We start from the raw sequence: 18,974 nt of genomic DNA, 5'->3' as shown, positions 1-18,974 counted from the left end.
GGAACTGGCAGGCGGGAATCGTGAGGATCTTCGGCAAGGGACGGCACCGGCCCTCCGCCTCTTGGCGGCAGGCCACCGACAGGGCGTTCACGCTCATCGGGGACGGTCGTTACGAGGACGCGGGCGCGTTGCTGACGCGGGCCGCCGATCTGGAGCCCTGGCTGTCGGAGTCGTGGTTCAACCTGGCCCTGCTGCACAAGTTCCGGCACGACTGGGAACAGGCCCGGGCCGCCGGACTGCGGGCCGTCGCCCTGCTCGACCGGGAGGCCGGCGCACCCGACTGGTGGAACGTCGGCATCGCCGCGACCGCCCTGCAGGACTGGCCGCTGGCCCGGCGCGCCTGGCAGGCCTACGGGCTGCGCGTGCCCGGCGGCGCCACGGACTCCGGCGAGCCGGCCGGCATGGACCTGGGCAGCGCGGCCGTACGGCTGTCGCCCGAGGGTGAGGCCGAGGTCGTGTGGGGGCGGCGGCTGGATCCGGCGCGGATCGAGGTGCTGTCCATCCCGCTGCCGTCGTCGGGGCGGCGCTGGGGCGAGGTCGTCCTGCACGACGGGGTGCCGCACGGGGAGCGGACCACCGCCGCCGGGCACTCCTATCCCGTGTTCGACGAGATCGAGCTGTGGGCGCCGTCGCCCGTGCCGACCTGGGTGGTCCTCCTGGAGGCCGCGACCGAGGCCGACCGGGACGCCCTGGAGCAGCTCGCCGCCGACGCCGGGTTCGCCGCGGAGGACTGGTCGTCCTCGGTGCGGCTGCTGTGCCGGCTGTGCTCGGAGTCACGGATGCCGGCGGACGAGGGGGACGGGGAGCACCTGGATCCCCACGACCACAGCGAGCCGGGGCATCCGGGGCCGCTCGGTCACCGCACGGACGGACAGCTGTGGGTTCCGGAGCGGGAGTGTGGCGTTGCCGCCCCGGCCTCGTTGGTGCGGGGGTTGCTGGACGGGTGGGTTGCCGACAGTCCGGATTCGCGGGATTGGCGGGACCTGGAGGAGGTCTGCTGAAGCCCGTTGCCGGCTGCGGGTTCGCCGCGGTTGATCGCGCAGTTCCCCGCGGCCCTCAGGGGGCGCTGCCCTTTACCCTGTATCAGCATCAGCCAGATTTTCCGAGGAAGGCGTACGTCGGTCATGGCCCAGCAGGACACCGATCAGCAGCACGCGGGCGTGCTCCCCGTGGACGACGAAGGCTTCGTCGTCGACAGCGAGGAGTGCGAGGAGCGGGAGGCGGCCTGGCGTGAGCGGGGCACCTCGCGGCCGATCACCGTGGTCGGCAACCCGGTGCTGCACAAGGAGTGCAAGGACGTCACCGACTTCGGTGAGGAGCTCCAGCAACTGGTCGCCGACATGTTCGCCAGCCAGCGCACCGCCGAGGGCGTGGGCCTGGCCGCCAACCAGATCGGCGTCGATCTGAAGGTGTTCGTCTACGACTGCCCGGACGACGAGGGCGTCCGGCACGTCGGCGTGGTGTGCAACCCCGAGGTCGTCGAACTGCCCGCCGAGAAGCGCCGGCTCGACGACAGCAACGAGGGCTGCCTGTCGGTGCCGACGGCGTACATGCCGCTGGCCCGCCCGGACTACGCCGAGGTGCTAGGGCAGGACGAGCGGGGCAACCCGGTCAAGGTCCGCGGCACCGGATACTTCGCTCGGTGTTTGCAGCACGAGACCGACCATCTCTACGGCTACCTCTACATCGACCGGCTCTCCAAGCGCGAACGTAAGGACGCGCTGCGGCAGATGGCCGAGAACGAGCCCCGCTACCCCGTGGTCGCCAACGACTGACACCTCATCCTTCTCCCGCGCACGGCGCCTGCTCAGGTTCCCCGGCCTGACCAGGCGCCGTTCGTCTGTCCGTCGCACCTTCGATCGCCTGTGCGTCCCGAGTGATCCAGAACCAGTCAGGCTCCAGGAGAATCTCGGCACTGTGGGGTAGTGAATGAAGCAAATCCGTTCCCAGAACGGTCAGTTGTGGTGCTGAATGGGAAGTGCGGGGTTACGCAACGGCGCACGCCCGGCACAGCGGGAGGGGCGTGCCCGACTGGCGGCTGAGAGGGGTTTGTTCGTGCCTGCTTTCCCACACAGCACCACAGCGAGCGCGACCGCGATCGCGGTTCCACCGTCGCTGTCTCTTCCGGTGATCGAGGCGGCGTTTCCCAGGCAATTGCACCCGTATTGGCCCAGGCTCCAGGAGAAGACCCGTACCTGGCTCCTGGAAAAACGGCTCATGCCGGCGGACAAGATTGAAGAATATGCCGACGGCCTGTGCTACACCGATCTCATGGCGGGGTACTACATAGGTGCCCCCGACGACGTCCTGCAGGCGATAGCGGACTACAGCGCGTGGTTCTTCGTCTGGGACGACCGGCACGACCGTGACATCGTCCACCACCGCCCCGTGGCCTGGCGCCGGCTCCGGGCCCGGCTGCACGAGGCGCTCGACTCCCCCGAGAAGCATCTGCACCACCAGGATGCGCTGGTGGCGGGGTTCGCGGACAGTGTGCTGCGTCTGTTCTCGTTCCTGCCCCGTACCTGGAACGAGCGGTTCGCCCGGCACTTCCACACGGTGATCGAGGCGTACGACCGGGAATTCCGCAACCGCACCGAGGGAATCGTCCCGAGCGTGGAGGAATACCTGGCGCTACGCCGGCTCACCTTCGCCCACTGGATATGGACCGATCTGCTGGAGCCGAGCGCCGGACAGGAACTTCCGGATGCCGTGCGGAAGAACCCGGCCTATCGGCGGGCGGCGCTGCTGAGTCAGGAATTCGCCGCCTGGTACAACGACCTCTGTTCACTGCCCAAGGAAATCGCGGGCGACGAGGTGCACAACCTCGGAATCAGTCTCATCACCCATGAGGGGCTGAGTCTGGAAGAGGCGGTCGTCGAAATGCGGCGGCGCATCGAGGAATGCATTGCTGAATTCCTGGACGTCGAGCGGGAGGCGTTGGGGTATGCGGACGCTCTCGCCGACGGCACGGTACGCGGAAAGGAACTGAGCGCCGCCGTGCGCGCCTGCCTGGGGAACATGCGGAACTGGTTCAGTTCCGTCTACTGGTTCCACCACGAGTCCGGCCGCTACATGGTCGACAGCTGGGACGACCGGTCCACGCCCCCGTACGTCAACAACGAAACGGCAGGTGAGAAATGACCGTCGAGTCCGTACAGCCCACTGCCCCGAACCGGGGGCAGGGGCCGGAACTGCGTGAACCGCCCTTCGCGGGCGGCGGGGTCCCGCTTCTCGGGCACGGCTGGAAGCTGGCGCGCGACCCCCTGGCCTTCATGTCCCAGCTGCGCGATCACGGGGACGTGGTCCGCCTGCGGCTCGGCCCCAAGACGGTGTACGCCGTCACCACGCCGGCACTCACCGGCGCCCTGGCGCTCAGCCCCGACTACAAGATCGACGGCCCGCTGTGGGAGTCCCTGGAGGGCCTGCTCGGCAAGGAGGGCGTGGCCACCGCCAACGGCCCCCGGCACCGGCGGCAACGCCGCACCATCCAGCCCGCGTTCCGGCTCGGCGCGATCCCCGCCTACGCGGCGGTCATGGAGGAGGAGGCGCACGGACTCACCACCCGCTGGCGGCCCGGCGAGACCATCGACTGCACCTCGGAGTCCTTCCGGGTCGCCGTGCGCATTGCGGCCCGCTGCCTGCTGCGCGGCGAGTACATGGACGAGCGCGCGGAGCGGCTGTGCGCCGCCCTCGCCACCGTGTTCCGCGGTATGTACCAGCGGATGGTGATCCCGCTCGGACCGCTGTACCGTCTGCCGCTGCCCGCCAACCGTGAATTCAACCGGGCACTGGCCGATTTGCATCTCCTGGTCGACGAGATCGTGGCCGAACGCCGGGCAAGCGGTCAAAAGCCGGACGATTTGCTGACGGCATTGCTGGAGGCGAAGGACGAGAATGGCGAGCCCATCGGGGAACAGGAGATCCACGACCAGGTGGTCGCGATACTCACCCCGGGAAGCGAAACCGTGGCTTCCACGATCATGTGGCTGCTCCAGGTGCTCGCCGAACATCCGGAACACGCCGACCGCATCCGGGACGAAGCAGAATCCGTCACCGGCGGCCGGCCCGTCGCATTCGAGGACGTCCGGAAGCTCACGCACACGAACAATGTCGTCGTGGAGGCGATGCGTTTGCGCCCCGCCGTGTGGATACTGACCCGGCGGGCGGTCACCGACACGGAACTCGGCGGCTATCGCATTCCGGCCGGGGCGGACATCATCTACAGTCCGTACGCGATACAGCGCGATGCGCGATCGTATCCGGACAACCTGGAGTTCGACCCGGACCGGTGGCTTCCCGAACGCGTCAAGGACGTGCCGAAATATGCCATGAGTCCGTTCAGCGTGGGTAATCGCAAGTGCCCGAGCGACCACTTCTCGATGGCCCAGCTGACGCTGATCACGGCGGCGGTGGCGACGAAGTACCGCTTCGAGCAGGTGCCGGGGTCGAACGACGCCACCCGGGTGGGCATCACGCTCCGTCCGCACAAGCTGCTGCTCACGCCGGTGCCGAGGTGAGCGTCGCGCGTGCGGTCAGGCGGCCTGTGGGCCCCTGAACGTGCGCCGGTAGGCGTGGGGGGTGGTCCCGAGCGCGCGGACGAACTGGTGACGCAGCGCCGCCGCGTTGCCGAACCCCGTCCGGCCGGCGATCGCGTCCACCGTCTCGTCCGTCGCTTCCAGCAACCGCTGGGCCAGCAGCACCCGTTGGCGCAGGATCCAGCGGTACGGAGTGGTCCCCGTCTCCTGCTGGAAGCGGCGGGCGAAGGTGCGCGGCGACATCAGGGCGCGGGCGGCGAGCTGCTCGACGGTGACCTCCTGGTCGAGGTTGCGCTCCATCCACACCAGCACCTCGGCGACCGCGTCGCCCTCGGAGCGGGGCAGCGGGCGCTCGATGTACTGGGCCTGGCCGCCGTCCCGGTGCGGCGGCACCACCATCCGCCGGGCGATCCTGTTGGCCACCTCCGGCCCCTGCTCCTTGCGCACGATGTGCAGGCAGGCGTCGATGCCCGCGGCCGTACCGGCGGAGGTGATCACCGGGTCCTCGTCGACGTACAGCACGTCGGGCTCGACGACGGCCCGGGGATACTGCCGCTCCAGCTCGTCTGCGTGCCGCCAGTGCACGGCGCACCGCCGTCCGTCCAGCAGCCCGGCGGCGCCCAGCACGAAGACCCCGGAGCACACGCTGAGCACACGTGCGCCCCGGTCGACGCCCCGGCGCAGGGCGTCGAGCAGGTCGGGCGGGAAGGTCCGCGTCTCGTAGCGGGAGCCGGCCGGCACGGCGATCAGGTCGGCCGTCTCCAGGCGGTCCAGACCGTGCTCGACCTGCATGGAGAAGCCGGCGTTCGACCGCAGCCGGGGCCCCTCGGCGGAGGTGACCGCGAAGTCGTACACCGGCAGTCCGTCGTCGCTCCGGTCGATGCCGAAGACCTCGCATACGACGCCGAGCTCGAAGGGGTTCACACCGTCGACGAGGACGGCGGCCACGTTCTGGAGCATGTGCCCAGTGTGCCCCAGCGGTGGCAGTAAATCGAGGGTCTACGGCAGTCCTGCCACTGTCGGTAAGGAGTATCCGGCGTGAGAGTGGTGTCCATGAACGCGAACCAGATCGAAGCCCTCATCGGAATGCTGGCCGTGGCCGGACTCTTCGCGGTCATGGTCCTCCCCGCCCTCCTCGGCATCGCGCACGAGCGACGCGTCGGCCGGGAGATCAGGGAGGCCCAGGACCGCTTCGGGGAGAAGGAGGATCAGAAGTCCTCGTCCAGGTCGACCGTGCCCTCCACGGCGACCTGGTACGCGGAGGGACGCCGCTCGAAGAAGTTGGTCAGCTCCTGAACCCCCTGCAGCTCCATGAAGGAGAAGGGGTTCTCGGAGCCGTGGACCGGGGCGAAGCCGAGGCGCGTCAGGCGCTGGTCGGCGACGCACTCCAGGTACTGCCGCATCGAGTCGGTGTTCATGCCCGGGAGGCCGTCACCACAGAGGTCGCGCGCGAACTGCAGCTCGGCCTCGACGGCCTCCCGCAGCATGTCGGTGACCTGCTGCTGGAGCTGGTCGTCGAAGAGGTCCGGCTCCTCCTTGCGGACGGTGTCCACCACGTCGAACGCGAAGCTCATGTGCATGGTCTCGTCGCGGAACACCCAGTTGGTGCCCGTCGCCAGGCCGTGCAGCAGACCCCGGCTGCGGAACCAGTAGACGTACGCGAAGGCGCCGTAGAAGAACAGGCCCTCGATGCACGCGGCGAAGCAGATGAGGTTGAGCAGGAAGCGGCGGCGGTCGGCCTTGGACTCCAGGCGGTCCAGCTTCTCGACCTCATTGATCCACTTGAAGCAGAACTCGGCCTTCTCGCGGATGGACGGGATGCTCTCGACGGCGTCGAAGGCCGCCGCCCGGTCCTCCGGGTCGGGGAGGTAGGTGTCCAGCAGGGTCAGATAGAACTGGACGTGCACCGCCTCCTCGAACAGCTGGCGGCTCAGGTAGAGCCGTGCCTCGGGGGAGTTGATGTGCTTGTAGAGCGTCAGCACCAGGTTGTTCGCCACGATCGAGTCGCCCGTCGCGAAGAACGCCACGAGACGGCCGATCAGGTGCTGCTCCTCCGGCGAGAGCTTCGCGAGGTCGGCGACGTCCGAGTGGAGGTCGACCTCCTCCACGGTCCAGGTGTTCTTGATGGCGTCCCGGTAGCGCTCGTAGAAGTCCGGGTAGCGCATCGGACGCAGAGTCAGCTCGAAGCCGGGGTCGAGAAGGTTCTGGGAACGGGTGGACATTACTGGCAGGCCTCGCAGGACTCGGGGTTTTCCAGGGAGCAGGCGACCGCTTCGGGATCGGGCGTCGCCTGTACGGGGATGGTGGCTCGCTCTTGTGCCTGGGCCGCGCGGGCGATCCGGGTCGCCGGGCGCGAGCGCAGGTAGTACGTCGTCTTCAGGCCCGACTTCCAGGCGTAGGCGTACATCGAGGAGAGCTTGCCGATGGTCGGCGTCTCCAGGAAGAGGTTCAGCGACTGGGCCTGGTCGAGGTACGGGGTCCGCGCGGCCGCCATGTCGATGAGCCCGCGCTGCGGGATCTCCCAGGCCGTGCGGTAGAGCCGCCGCACGTCCTCGGGGATCCAGGCGAACTCCTGCACCGAGCCGTTGGCCTCGCGCAGCGCCTCACGGGTGCGCGCGTCCCAGACGCCGAGCGCCTTCAGCTCCCGCACCAGGTAGGAGTTGACCTGGAGGAACTCGCCGGACAGCGTCTCACGCTTGAAGAGGTTCGAGACCTGCGGCTCGATGCACTCGTACACACCGGCGATCGAGGCGATCGTCGCGGTGGGCGCGATGGCCAGCAGCAGGGAGTTGCGCATGCCGACCGCGGCGATCCGCTCGCGCAGGGCGGCCCAGCGCTCCGGCCAGGCAGGCTCGACGCCGTAGTGGTCGGGGTGGAGCACACCGCGGGCGGCGCGGGTCCTGTCCCACGCCGGCAGCGGCCCGTTGCGCTCGGCGAGGTCGGCGGACGCCTCGTACGCGGCGAGCATGACGCGCTCGGCGATGCGGGTGGAGAGGGCCTTCGCCTCGGGTGAGTCGAACGGCAGGCGCAGCTTGAAGAAGACGTCCTGCAGGCCCATCGCGCCGAGGCCGACCGGACGCCACCGGGAGTTGGAGCGGCCCGCCTCCTCGGTCGGGTAGAAGTTGATGTCGACCACGCGGTCGAGGAAGGTGACGGCGGTGCGGACGGTCGCGTCCAGCCGCTCCCAGTCGATGCCGTCGCCCACGACGAACGCGCCCAGGTTGACCGAGCCCAGGTTGCACACGGCCGTCTCCCCGTCGCTCGTGACCTCCAGGATCTCCGTGCAGAGGTTCGAGGAGTGGACGACGTGGCCGGGCTCGGCGGTCTGGTTGGCGGTGCGGTTGGCGGCGTCCTTGAAGGTCATCCAGCCGTTGCCGGTCTGCGCGAGGGTGCGCATCATCCGGCCGTACAGCTCGCGGGCGGGCAGCGCCTTCTTCGCCAGGCCCTTCTCCTCGGCCTCGCGGTACGCGGCGTCGAACTCCTCGCCCCACAGGTCGACCAGCTCGGGCACGTCCGACGGCGAGAACAGCGACCACGGGGCGTCCGCGTTCACCCGGCGCATGAACTCGTCCGGGATCCAGTGCGCGAGGTTGAGGTTGTGCGTACGGCGGGCGTCCTCACCGGTGTTGTCCCGCAGCTCCAGGAACTCCTCGATGTCGGAGTGCCAGGTCTCCAGGTAGACCGCGGCCGCGCCCTTGCGCCGGCCGCCCTGGTTCACGGCGGCGACCGAGGCGTCCAGCGTCTTCAGGAACGGGACGATGCCGTTGGAGTGGCCGTTGGTGCCGCGGATCAGCGAACCACGGGAACGGATCCGGGAGTACGACAGCCCGATGCCCCCGGCGTGCTTGGAGAGCCGGGCGACCTGGTGGTAGCGGTCGTAGATGGAGTCCAGCTCGTCCAGGGGGGAGTCCAGGAGGTAGCAGGACGACATCTGGGGGTGGCGGGTGCCGGAGTTGAAGAGGGTCGGGGAGGAGGGGAGGTAGTCCAGACGGCTCATGAGCCCGTAGAGCGCGGCGACTTCGTCCACCGACCGGGGGGTGTCGTCCTCGGCGAGGCCGGCGGCGACGCGCAGCATGAAGTGCTGGGGCGTCTCGACGACCTTGCGGGTGATCGGGTGCCGGAGCAGATAGCGGCTGTGCAGCGTGCGCAGGCCGAAGTAGCCGAAGCGGTCGTCGCCGGCCGGGTCGATCAGGGCGTTCAGACGGTCGGCGTGCAGGCGTACGAAGTCGGCCGTGCGGTCGGCGATGAGGCCTTCCCGGTGCCCCACGGCGACGGACTCCGTGAAGGTCGTGACGCCCTGGGAGGCGGCCTCCGCGGCGATGGAGACGGTCAGCAGCCGGGCGGCGAGCCGGGAGTAGGCGGGGTCCTCGGAGATCAGGCCGGCGGCGGCCTCCGTGGCCAGCTCACGCAGTTCGCTCTCGTCGGCCCGCGCGGAGCGGCCGCGCAGCGCGGCGGCGGCGACCCGGCCGGGGTCGGCGTCGGGGAGGTCGGCGGTCAGCTCGGCCAGGGTCCGCAGCAGCGCGGTTTTTGGACCGTCGGATTCCACTTCCACCGTTGTCGCTTCGGCCGGTGCGGCTGGCGCGATGGTCACGTGGGGCTCTCCCTCGCTCGGCACAGGGGCCTCGCCGAGGGCAGGGGGCAGCACACGAGCGCACGGGGCGTCGCGTCCACCGGCCCATTCCACGAGACCCGGACGTCAGGACACCCGGACCGGACGGCCGGGCGCACTGTCGGCAGGTCCTCGGACTGAACAGGCGTGCGCGCCCTGTTCAGGGCGGGTGCACGCAAGTACACCGTTGCGGGACAGTTCCGGATTCGCACCGGATTCCCCTGCGGCGACAGCGAGCATGAGCATACATCTAGTGCCGGGCGCCGAAGGCACCCCCATATGTTGTGTCGCCGACAACTTCAGAGCGTCAACTGGTAGGTGAGGAGCGTGATGTCGTCAAGGTGCGCGAGAGGGTTCCAGTCGCGCTCCGGAGTGCGCACGAAGCCCAGACGTTCGTAGATGCGGTGGGCTGTGTGCATGGTGCGCTGGGTGGAGAGGACGATGCCGGTGCAGCCGTCCGTGGTGCGTGCGCGGTCGATGCAGGCGCGCACGAGGGCCTCGCCCACGCCCCGGCCGCGGGCCTCCCGGGCGACGGCGAGCATACGGATCTCGGCCTCCGCGGGGCGGGCCACGTCGGCCATGGGGCCGCCGGACGGGACGAAGGTCACGCCGCCGAGGACGCGGCCGTTGTCTGCGGCCACCAGGACTTCGGCTGCGGCGGCTCGCTTGGCGACGTTTCTGAGTTCGCCGAGGTATTCGTCACTCTCGCCGAAGTCGAGCAGGCCGTCCTGGAGGTAGGCCTGGGCCGTGATGTCGCCGAGGGGGGCGTGGTCGGTGGGCAGTGCGGGGCGGATGACGAAGTCCATGGGGGGGAGTGTGCACGACAGCGGGCCGCCGTTGTGCTTGATGCCGGCGGCCCGCTGCGGGTGGTGGGGTGGCTGGTCGCGCCACGCGGCGGCGCCGCGTGGCGATACGGCCCCGCGCCCCTTGCGGGCGTTGTCTCGCGTTCTCTAGTGACCTGCCCCCGCGGTCGCCGGCGGCAGTTCCACCTGGACGCCCGGGTCGCCCGCGTCCGCCGTGTAGTCCCCGGGCTTGGTCTCGTCGACGCCCTCGGGGGCCTTCACGGCCTTCAGGACGAAGGTGAGGACCACCGTGACCACCAGGTTCAGGACGAACGCCGTGAGGCCGATGTAGCCGATCTCCCCGATGCCGGGGATCTCCGCCGACGAGCCGCCGAAGTGCTTCTGCGTCGGGGAGGCGACGCCGTACGCGGCGACCGTGCCGTAGATCATGCCGACCGCCCAGCCGGCCAGCAGGGCCCAGCGGTGGAACCAGCGCGTGAACAGGCCGCCGACCAGTGCGGGCATGGTCTGGAGGATCCAGATGCCGCCCAGCAGCTGGAAGTTGATGGCGACCGTCTTGTCCATGCCCAGGACGAACACGAGGGCGCCGACCTTCACCAGCAGCGACACCAGCTTGGAGACCTTGGTCTCCTGCGCGGGTGTGGCGTCCGGCTTGAGGAAGTCCCTGTAGATGTTGCGGGTGAAGAGGTTGGCCGCCGCGATCGACATGATGGCCGCCGGGACCAGCGCGCCGATGCCGATCGCCGCGAACGCGACGCCGGTGAACCAGTCCGGGAACATGTTCTCGAAGAGCTGGGGGATCGCCAGCTGGCCGTTCTCCACCTTGACGCCGGCCGCGATCGCCATGAAGCCCAGCAGACCCAGCAGACCCAGCATCAGCGAGTACAGCGGCAGGATCGTGGAGTTGCGGCGGATCACGTCCCGGCTGCGGCTGGAGAGCACGGCCGTGACGCTGTGCGGGTACATGAACAGCGCGAGTGCCGAGCCCAGTGCCAGCGTGGCGTACGTCCACTGCGAGGCGGCGTTCGGCACGAGCCCGCCCGCGCCGGCCGCCTCGTACTTGTCGCTCGCCGCGCTGAAGATGTCGTCGAAGCCGCCCAGCTTGATGGGGATGTAGATGATGGCGACGGCGATGACGATGTAGATCAGCGCGTCCTTGACGAACGCGATCAGGGCCGGCGCCCGCAGACCGGACGAGTACGTGTACGCGGCCAGTACGCCGAAGGCGATCAGCAGCGGCAGGTCCTTGATGAACCAGTTGGTGTCCTCGCCGCCGCCGATGCCCATCACGTCCAGCACGGCCTGGATGCCGACCAGCTGGAGCGCGATGTACGGCATGGTCGCGAGGATGCCGGTGACCGCCACCGCCAGGGACAGGCCCTTGGAACCGAAGCGGCCGCGGACGAAGTCGGAGGTGGTGACGTAACCGTGCTTGTGCGATACCGACCACAGGCGTGGCAGGAAGGCGAACATCAGCGGGTAGATGAGGATCGTGTACGGGACGGCGAAGAAGCCGGCCGCGCCCGCCGCGTAGATCGCCGCCGGCACGGCGACGAAGGTGTAGGCCGTGTAGAGGTCGCCGCCGAGCAGGAACCAGGTGATCCAGGTGCCGAACGACCGGCCGCCCAGGCCCCATTCGTCGAGGCTGTGCTCGTTCTCGGCCTTGCGCCAGCGCGAGGCCAGGAAGCCCATCACCGTGACGGCGAGGAAGAAGAGGAGGAAGACGGCGAGTGCGACGCCGTTCACGCCGTCCTTCATGCCCCGGCACCTCCCTGGGCCTTGCGGGCGCGCTGGTCACGCTGCCACAGCCAGTACGCGATCATGGTGAGGCCGGTGGAGATCACGACCCAGGCCATCTGGTACCAGTAGAAGAACGGGATCCCGATGAACGTCGGGTCCGTCTTCGCGTACGAGCTCACCCAGAGCATGGACACGAACGGTGCTATCAGGCAGAGGGCGACGACAACGCGCACAGGCGTCACCACCGGCCCTCTGGTCACATCTGGGGCTTTAGACATCGAACGGCTCCGTCCCCTCGCTGATCACCTGGTGTAACGCGCAGGCAATCTAGGTCACGGTGTCCCGTCACCGGAAGCCCTTGTTCAGATACCGGTACCTCAGCAGCGGCGAAAAGCCCTGCCGTGGGTCGTTTTCCCGCCGGTCCGTCCGCATCCGCTCGAACTCCCGCCGGGTGGGCACCTCGGCGTCGGGGTGGTCCGTGCGGACATACGCGACATGGCGGTCGTAGGCCGACTCGTCGGTCAGCTCACGGACGTACCGGCGACCCCGCCGGTCACCCGGCGCAGAGCAGTGCCGACGGTGGCACGGCGGACCTCCTCCTTCTCCTCCCGCGTGGCGATCAGGCCGGCCGGTGCCACGAGCTTCGACGCGACGTACGGCGCCTCGCTGGGCGTGGAGACGGAAGGACCGTGGGGCAGGTGGTGTGACCTGCGCCGTGCCGCGGGCAGGATCACGCCTCGGGCCGCCTGAGCCGGGCCACGAACTTGTAGCGGTCGCCGCGGTAGACCGAGCGCACCCACTCCACCGGCTTGCCCTCGCGGTCCAGCGAGTGCCGGGACAGCATCAGCATCGGCAGGCCGACGTCGGTGCCGAGCAGGCCGGCCTCCCTGGGGGTGGCCAGCGAGGTCTCGATGGTCTCCTCGGCCTCCGCGAGGTGGACGTCGTACACCTCGGCGAGGGCGGTGTAGAGGGACGTGTACTTGACGAGGCTGCGGCGCAGGGCCGGGAAGCGCTTGGCGCTCAGGTGGGTGGTCTCGATGGCCATCGGCTCTCCGTTGGCCATGCGCAGCCGCTCGATGCGCAGGACCCGGCCGCCGGGGGTGATGTCGAGCAGTTCGGCGAGCCGGTCGTCCGCGGTGATGTAGCCGATGTCCAGCAGCTGCGAGGTGGGTTCGAGGCCCTGGGCGCGCATGTCCTCGGTGTACGAGGTGAGTTGCAGGGCCTGCGAGACCTTCGGTTTGGCGACGAACGTGCCCTTGCCCTGGATCCGCTCCAGCCGGCCCTCGACCACCAGCTCCTGAAGGGCCTGGCGCACGGTCGTGCGGGAGGTGTCGAACTCCGCGGCCAGTGTGCGCTCGGGCGGGACCGGCGTGCCGGGCGGCAGGGTCTCCGTCATGTCGAGCAGATGCTTCTTCAGGCGGTAGTACTTGGGCACGCGTGCGGTGCGGACGGGCGTCCCGTTCTCGTTCTCCGCACTGCTGACCTCAGTGCTCATGCTCCGCCTTCCCGGCTCACGTACCGACCCGACCGACGTCCGCCGGTCGCGGCTCACATCGTGGCACGACCGCGCGCGAGAGGCTCCCCGCACGCTCCGTGATCCCCCCTGTATACCGTCGGCGGCCTCGATGGTCTAGTCCACGAAGGTCATGTGGTCTACCCCGCAGTGGGTGGAGGAGTCGTGGTTTTCGAGGGGTTCTTACTTAAAGGTTCCTGCATATGTAGGTCCCATAACGGCTGGTCGGGCCGTACACGAGACCCTTGACACGCCCTATGGTCTGGGCCAAGCTCCCCGGTACTGGTCTACACCATTGGTCCAGGTCCCGGCCCCAGGGCGGTACGTCAGTCACCGCGGGGACGAGGGGGGTTTGTGGCATCCCTGAGGAGGGTGGCGTGAAGCGCAAGCTGATATCCGCGATCGGTGTCGCGGCGATGATGGTCTCCATTGCGGCGTGCGGCGGCGACAAGGGCGACGAGGGCGAGGGCAAGGCCGGGGCGGACGGCTACGCGGGCCAGACGCTCACGGTCTGGGTGATGGACGGTTCCTCGCCGGACCAGTGGCAGAAGGACGTAGCCGCCGCCTTCGAGGCGAAGACCAAGGCCAAGGTCAAGTTCGAGATCCAGCAGTGGAACGGCATCCAGCAGAAGCTGACCACCGCCCTGTCCGAGGAGAACCCGCCGGACGTCTTCGAGATCGGCAACACCCAGACGCCGGCCTACGCCAAGACCGGCGGACTCGCCGACCTCGCCGACCTCAAGTCCGAGATCGGCGGCGAGTGGACCGAGTCGCTGAACAACTCCTCGGTGTTCGACGGCAAGCAGTACGCGGCGCCCTGGTACTTCGCCAACCGTGTCGTCCTCTACAACAAGAAGATCTGGGCCGACGCCGGCCTCAAGGACACTCCCAAGACCCGCGACGAGTTCTACGACGCGCTGAAGACGATCGGCGACAAGACCGACGCCGAGCCGATCTACCTGCCCGGCCAGAACTGGTACCACTTCGTCGGCCTGGTGGTCGGCGAGGGCGGCGAGCTGGTCAAGAAGGACGGGGACAAGTACGTCTCCAACCTCGGCGACCCGAAGGTCGCCGCCGCCGCGGAGACCTACAAGAAGTTCCAGGCCCTCTCCAAGGCGCCCAAGGACAAGGACGAGGCCACCCCGCAGCAGGGCGAGGTCTTCGGCAAGGGCAACGTGGGCGCGTTCATCGGCATGGGCTGGGAAGCCGGCATCGCGATCGAGGCCAACCCGGAGATCGAGAAGGAGATCGGCTACTTCACGATCCCCGGTGCCACGGCCGACAAGCCCGAGGGCGTCTTCCTCGGCGGCTCCAACCTCGCGGTCGCCGCGGGCAGCAAGAAGCAGGAGCTGGCCAAGGAGTTCCTGAAGATCGCCCTGAGCGACGAGCACGAGGGCCGGCTGGCCAAGCTCAACGGCGTCATCCCCAACAAGGAGTCGCTGCAGACCAACCTCAAGGGCAACGCCGCCGCCGAGGCCGCCGCGCCCGCCGCAGCGGGCGGCGGCACCACGCCGCTGATCCCGGAGTGGGCCGCGGTCGAGAACGCGCCCAACCCGATCAAGACCTACCTGACCGCCGTGCTGAACGGCAAGACGCCGGCCGAGGCCGCCAAGCAGGTCGAGGACGAGTTCAACAAGCGCCTGGCGCAGCAGCAGTAACGAGTGCTCCAGCCGGGGCGGAGGCAGGCCGAAGCGGCAGGCCCCCGCCCCGGCGATCGTAGGCAGGTCGAGAAGAGAGATCGCGAGCATGACCGTGCAGACCGAACGGCCGCCCTCCGGTCCGGTGCAGATCCGCAAGCCGGACGGCGGGTCACCACCCGGGCCCACGTGGCGCGGCGGTGCCCTCGCCCCGTATCTGCTGCTGCTGCCGGCCTGCGCGGCCACCGTGCTGCTGCTCGGCTGGCCGCTGCTGAAGGACGTCCTGCTGTCCTTCCAGAACCTCAACATGGCGCAGCTGATCCAGCACGTCACCGAGTGGAACGGCATCGACAACTACAAGGAGACCCTCACCGGAGGGGACTTCTGGCGGGTCACCCTGCGCTCGATCCTGTTCACGGCGGTGAACGTCGCCCTGATCATGCTCTTCGGTGCCCTGGTCGGACTGCTGCTCGCCCGCCTCGGCAAGCGGATGCGCGTCACGCTGATGATCGGGCTGGTGCTGGCCTGGGCGATGCCGGTGGTCGCCGCGACCACCGTCTACCAGTGGCTGTTCGCCCAGCGCTTCGGCGTCGTCAACTGGGTGCTGGACAAGCTGGGCTGGCACTCCATGGCCGACTACAGCTGGACCAGCAGCCAGATGTCGACGTTCTTCGTCGTCACCGTGCTGATCGTCTGGATGTCGATCCCCTTCGTCGCGCTCAACCTCTACGCGGCGACCACCACCGTCCCGGACGAGCTGTACGAGGCCGCGGCACTCGACGGGGCCGGCGGCTGGCGGATCTTCACCACCGTCACGTTCCCGTTCCTGCGCCCGTTCCTGTACGCCACCACGTTCCTGGAGATCATCTGGGTCTTCAAGGCGTTCGTGCAGGTCTACGCCTTCAACGGCGGCGGTCCCGACCGGATGACGGAGATCCTGCCCGTCTACGCCTACATCGAGGGCGTGGGCAACCAGCACTACGGAATGGGCGCGGCGATCGCCGTCCTGACCATCCTGATCCTGCTCGCTCTGACCGCGTACTACCTGCGGATCGTGCTCAAGCAAGAGGAGGACGAGCTGTGAAGCGCTCGCTCTTCGGCCGCCTGTGGCCCAACGTCACGGCCGTCGTCCTGTTCGTCGGCTTCGTCTTCCCCGTGTACTGGATGTTCGCCACGGCGTTCAAGCCGACCGGCGACATCATCTCGGAGAGCCCGGTGTGGTTCCCGACCGACATCACCTTCGAGCACTTCAAGACCGCGACCGACGCCGACAACTTCTGGACGTTCGTCACCAACTCGCTGGTCGTCACCGTGCTCGCGGTCGTCTTCTCGCTGCTCATCGCGCTCGCCGGGGCGTTCGCCCTGGCCCGGATGCGGTTCAAGGGCCGGCGCGGCTTCATCGTCGGCTTCATGATGGCGCAGATGGCGCCGTGGGAAGTCATGGTCATCGCGATCTACATGATCGTGCGGGACGCGTCGATGCTGAACAGCCTGGTTCCGCTGACGCTCTTCTACACGATGATGATCCTGCCCTTCACCATCCTGACGCTGCGCGGCTTCGTCGCCGCGGTGCCGCGGGAGCTGGAGGAGTCGGCGATGGTCGACGGCTGCACCCGCGGCCAGGCCTTCCGCAAGGTCATCTTCCCGCTGCTCGCGCCCGGCCTGATGGCCACCTCGATGTTCGGCTTCATCACCGCCTGGAACGAGCTCCCCCTCGTGCTGGTCGTCAACAAGGAGGCCGGGGCACAGACGCTGCCGCTGTGGCTCACCAGCTTCCAGACCGTCTTCGGCAACGACTGGGGCGCGACGATGGCGGCCTCCTCGCTGTTCGCGATTCCGATTCTGATCCTCTTCGTCTTCCTGCAGCGCAAGGCGGTCAGTGGTCTGACCGCCGGCGCGGTGAAGGGATAACACCCTCGATGACCACATTCGCCAGCGACACCGACACACTGACGCGTGACGCGCTGACGGTCCTCCAGCCCGGCTTCACCGGCACGGCCGCCCCCGACTGGCTGCTGCGCCGGCTCGGCGAGGGCCTCGCCTCCGTCGGCCTGTTCGGCCGCAACATCGCCACACCCGAGCAACTGACCACCCTGACAGCCCAGTTGCGCGCGGAACGGGAAGACGTCCTGGTCGCCATCGACGAGGAGGGCGGCGACGTCACCCGCCTGGAGGTGCGGACCGGATCCTCCTTCCCCGGCAACCACGCGCTCGGCGCGGTGGACGACGTGGAACTCACCAGGGAGGTGGCCGCCGAACTGGGCCGCCGCCTCGCCGCCTGCGGGGTCAACTTCAACTGGGCCCCGTCGGCGGACGTGAACTCCAACCCCGGCAACCCCGTCATCGGCGTCCGGTCCTTCGGCGCCGACCCGGCGCTGGTCGCCCGGCACACCGCGGCGTACGTCACCGGACTCCAGTCGGCGGGCGTGGCGGCCTGCACGAAGCACTTCCCCGGCCACGGCGACACCACCGTCGACTCCCACCACGCCGTCCCCCGCATCGACGCGGACCCGGCCGTGCTCGGCGGACGCGAACTGGCCCCGTTCCGCGCCGCGATCGCCGCGGGCTCGCGGGCGGTGATGAGCGCCCACATCCTCGTCCCCGCACTGGACCCGGACCGTCCGGCGACACTGTCGGGCAAGGTGCTCACGGACCTGCTGCGCGGCGACCTCGGCTACGACGGCCTGATCGTCACCGACGGCATGGAGATGCAGGCCATCTCCGCCACGTACGGCATCGAACGCGGCAGCGTCCTGGCCGTCGCGGCGGGCGCCGACGCCATCTGCGTGGGCGGCGGCCTGGCCGACGACGAGACGGTACGGCGCCTGCGGGACGCCCTGGTGGCGGCGGTGCGCGCCGGGGAGCTCCCCGAGGAGCGGCTGGCGGACGCGGCGGAACGGGTCCGCAGGCTCGCGGGCTGGTCGGCGTCGGCGTCGGGTGCTCGGTCCACGGGGCGGGCCGGGGCGGACGGCGAGGTGGGCCTGCGTGCGGCCCGGCGCGCGCTGAAGGTCACCGCCACGGAGGCCTTCACGCCGCTCACCGCGCCTCCCTACGTCGCCGCCCTCACTCCCGTCGCCAACATCGCCGTGGGCGACGAGACCCCGTGGGGCGTGACGGCGGAGCTGGCCGCCCTGCTGCCGGGCACGGAAGCGGGCACGTTCGCCGGGCAGGTCGCGGGCGGCGCCGCCCTCGCGGCGGCGGGGGAGCGCCGCATCGTGGCGGTGGTCCGCGACGAGCACCGGCATCCGTGGATGGCCGCGGCCCTCGACACGCTCCTGCGTGCCCGCCCGGACACGATCGTGGTCGAGATGGGCGTTCCCCAGGCGGCGCCCCGGGGTGCCCTGCACATCGCGACCTACGGCGCGGCCCGGGTGTGCGGGCAGGCGGCCGCGGAGGTCATCGCCGGGGTGTGACCGAGGTGCGCGGCACTCCTCCTTTGGACGTCACCTTCCCGGGAGAGGAGGATCGGAGAGGGGGGAGATTCGCACCAGGGCCGTGCCCGGAGGTGACGCCGCGATGACACACACCAACCAACCCCCACGCCACTCCGCCGGCGCCTTCGGCACGAGAGGGGCACCGTGGGCGCTCAGCGCCTCCGACGTGGCGATTCTTCTGTTGCGGCTGGCGGTGGGCCTGATCCTGGCGGGGCACGGTGCGCAGAAGCTGTTCGGCTGGTTCGGCGGGGCGGGGCTCGACGCCACGGCGAAGGGCTTCGCCCAGCAGGGGTACGAGCCGGGCACCTTCTTCGCCGCCCTCGCGGGTGTGTCCGAACTCCTCGGCGGTCTGGGGCTGGCGGTCGGGCTGCTCACCCCGCTGGCCGCGGCGGCCGCGGTCGGGGTGATGTTCAACGCCATGACCGTGGCGCCCCAGTTCAGCCTGTGGCCCGACGGGCCTCCGGCGTTCGCCTACCCCATGCTCATCGCTCTCGCCGCGCTCACCATCGCCGCGGTGGGCCCCGGCCGCCTCTCTCTCGACGTCCTCTTCCCCTGGCGGGACGGCGGCTGGGTCCCGTTCGGCATCGCGCTGGGCCTGGGGGTGCTGGCGGGAGCACTGGTCCTGGCTCTGTGAGCACCGGAGGGCCGGCCCGGGCCGGGCCAGGGCCGGTCTGCGTTTGCCGTCCGCCGGCCCTCCGGACGA

At 69.5% G+C, this 18,974-nt stretch carries 19 protein-coding genes and 1 riboswitch; of the genes, 10 read left to right on the top strand and 9 right to left on the bottom strand.

Annotated features, from left to right (window positions below; translation table 11 throughout):
- Window positions 1–20: 20 nt before the first annotated feature.
- The 4 genes from ACGF8A_RS08215 (at window position 21) to ACGF8A_RS08200 (ending at window position 4,517) form a co-directional block, all read left to right on the top strand.
- On the top strand, window positions 21–1,001 hold the full coding sequence (locus ACGF8A_RS08215) for a tetratricopeptide repeat protein (protein WP_393105493.1): 981 nt from the start codon (window positions 21–23) through the stop codon (window positions 999–1,001).
- 123 nt (window positions 1,002–1,124) lie between these two features.
- The gene (gene def, locus ACGF8A_RS08210) at window positions 1,125–1,775 is read left to right on the top strand and encodes a peptide deformylase (RefSeq protein WP_393105491.1); all 651 of its coding nucleotides are present in this window, start codon (window positions 1,125–1,127) and stop codon (window positions 1,773–1,775) included.
- 280 nt (window positions 1,776–2,055) lie between these two features.
- The gene (cyc1, locus tag ACGF8A_RS08205; protein WP_393105719.1) at window positions 2,056–3,141 is read left to right on the top strand and encodes an epi-isozizaene synthase; all 1,086 of its coding nucleotides are present in this window, start codon (window positions 2,056–2,058) and stop codon (window positions 3,139–3,141) included.
- A complete protein-coding gene (locus tag ACGF8A_RS08200) occupies window positions 3,138–4,517 on the top strand; it encodes a cytochrome P450 (RefSeq protein ID WP_393105489.1) in 1,380 nt (459 codons plus the stop codon). Before cyc1 ends, ACGF8A_RS08200 begins: the two co-directional genes overlap by 4 nt.
- Before the next feature lie 15 nt (window positions 4,518–4,532).
- On the opposite strand, the gene ACGF8A_RS08195 is transcribed toward ACGF8A_RS08200, so the two are convergent.
- A complete protein-coding gene (locus ACGF8A_RS08195; RefSeq protein WP_393105487.1) occupies window positions 4,533–5,495 on the bottom strand; it encodes a GlxA family transcriptional regulator in 963 nt (320 codons plus the stop codon).
- Window positions 5,496–5,573: 78 nt separating this feature from the next.
- Here ACGF8A_RS08195 and ACGF8A_RS08190 point away from each other — a divergent pair, with 78 nt between their 5' ends.
- A complete protein-coding gene (locus tag ACGF8A_RS08190) occupies window positions 5,574–5,831 on the top strand; it encodes a hypothetical protein (protein ID WP_393105485.1) in 258 nt (85 codons plus the stop codon).
- Here ACGF8A_RS08190 and ACGF8A_RS08185 read toward each other — a convergent pair.
- The 8 genes from ACGF8A_RS08185 to ACGF8A_RS08150 all read right to left on the bottom strand — a co-directional run bounded on the left by ACGF8A_RS08185 (window position 5,744) and on the right by ACGF8A_RS08150 (window position 13,182).
- Window positions 5,744–6,757 (bottom strand): ribonucleotide-diphosphate reductase subunit beta, encoded by a 1,014-nt coding sequence (locus ACGF8A_RS08185; RefSeq protein WP_393105483.1) that lies wholly within the window; start codon window positions 6,755–6,757, stop codon window positions 5,744–5,746. The two genes, ACGF8A_RS08190 and ACGF8A_RS08185, sit on opposite strands and share 88 nt — an antisense overlap.
- Window positions 6,757–9,126 (bottom strand): ribonucleoside-diphosphate reductase subunit alpha, encoded by a 2,370-nt coding sequence (locus ACGF8A_RS08180; RefSeq protein WP_393105481.1) that lies wholly within the window; start codon window positions 9,124–9,126, stop codon window positions 6,757–6,759. The genes ACGF8A_RS08185 and ACGF8A_RS08180 overlap by 1 nt, the downstream gene beginning before the upstream one ends.
- Window positions 9,127–9,249: 123 nt before the next feature.
- A riboswitch (cobalamin riboswitch) is annotated at window positions 9,250–9,427 on the bottom strand.
- Between the two features lie 16 nt (window positions 9,428–9,443).
- Complete coding sequence (locus ACGF8A_RS08175; protein ID WP_393105479.1) at window positions 9,444–9,950, bottom strand: GNAT family N-acetyltransferase; 507 nt, start codon at window positions 9,948–9,950, stop codon at window positions 9,444–9,446.
- A gap of 144 nt (window positions 9,951–10,094) precedes the next feature.
- Complete coding sequence (mctP, locus tag ACGF8A_RS08170) at window positions 10,095–11,705, bottom strand: monocarboxylate uptake permease MctP (protein WP_393105477.1); 1,611 nt, start codon at window positions 11,703–11,705, stop codon at window positions 10,095–10,097.
- Window positions 11,702–11,965: a DUF3311 domain-containing protein gene (locus tag ACGF8A_RS08165; RefSeq protein ID WP_393105475.1), complete on the bottom strand. Its 264-nt coding sequence runs from the start codon at window positions 11,963–11,965 to the stop codon at window positions 11,702–11,704. Before ACGF8A_RS08165 ends, mctP begins: the two co-directional genes overlap by 4 nt.
- A 67-nt stretch (window positions 11,966–12,032) precedes the next feature.
- Window positions 12,033–12,212, bottom strand: coding sequence for a YbdD/YjiX family protein (locus ACGF8A_RS08160; protein ID WP_393105717.1), 180 nt, complete (start codon window positions 12,210–12,212; stop codon window positions 12,033–12,035).
- On the bottom strand, window positions 12,209–12,421 hold the full coding sequence (locus ACGF8A_RS08155; RefSeq protein ID WP_393105473.1) for a hypothetical protein: 213 nt from the start codon (window positions 12,419–12,421) through the stop codon (window positions 12,209–12,211). Before ACGF8A_RS08155 ends, ACGF8A_RS08160 begins: the two co-directional genes overlap by 4 nt.
- Window positions 12,418–13,182 (bottom strand): GntR family transcriptional regulator, encoded by a 765-nt coding sequence (locus tag ACGF8A_RS08150; RefSeq protein ID WP_393105471.1) that lies wholly within the window; start codon window positions 13,180–13,182, stop codon window positions 12,418–12,420. Before ACGF8A_RS08150 ends, ACGF8A_RS08155 begins: the two co-directional genes overlap by 4 nt.
- 395 nt (window positions 13,183–13,577) lie before the next feature.
- Here ACGF8A_RS08150 and ACGF8A_RS08145 point away from each other — a divergent pair, with 395 nt between their 5' ends.
- The 5 genes from ACGF8A_RS08145 (at window position 13,578) to ACGF8A_RS08125 (ending at window position 18,905) form a co-directional block, all read left to right on the top strand.
- Window positions 13,578–14,858 (top strand): extracellular solute-binding protein, encoded by a 1,281-nt coding sequence (locus ACGF8A_RS08145; protein WP_393105469.1) that lies wholly within the window; start codon window positions 13,578–13,580, stop codon window positions 14,856–14,858.
- Between the two features lie 88 nt (window positions 14,859–14,946).
- Window positions 14,947–15,921 carry a carbohydrate ABC transporter permease gene (locus ACGF8A_RS08140; protein WP_393105467.1) on the top strand — a complete coding sequence of 325 codons (975 nt, stop codon included), beginning with the start codon at window positions 14,947–14,949 and terminating at the stop codon, window positions 15,919–15,921.
- Window positions 15,918–16,748 carry a carbohydrate ABC transporter permease gene (locus tag ACGF8A_RS08135; RefSeq protein WP_393105465.1) on the top strand — a complete coding sequence of 277 codons (831 nt, stop codon included), beginning with the start codon at window positions 15,918–15,920 and terminating at the stop codon, window positions 16,746–16,748. Before ACGF8A_RS08140 ends, ACGF8A_RS08135 begins: the two co-directional genes overlap by 4 nt.
- Before the next feature lie 8 nt (window positions 16,749–16,756).
- A complete protein-coding gene (locus tag ACGF8A_RS08130) occupies window positions 16,757–18,250 on the top strand; it encodes a glycoside hydrolase family 3 protein (RefSeq protein ID WP_393105463.1) in 1,494 nt (497 codons plus the stop codon).
- 103 nt (window positions 18,251–18,353) lie between these two features.
- A complete protein-coding gene (locus ACGF8A_RS08125; protein ID WP_393105461.1) occupies window positions 18,354–18,905 on the top strand; it encodes a DoxX family protein in 552 nt (183 codons plus the stop codon).
- The last annotated feature ends 69 nt before the right edge of the window (window positions 18,906–18,974 follow it).

The organism is Streptomyces sp. NPDC047706, from assembly GCF_043204795.1.
Lineage (GTDB): Bacteria > Actinomycetota > Actinomycetes > Streptomycetales > Streptomycetaceae > Streptomyces.
The sequence above is the reverse complement of the archived record's forward strand: the minus strand, read 5'-3'. Positions and strand labels throughout refer to the sequence as shown.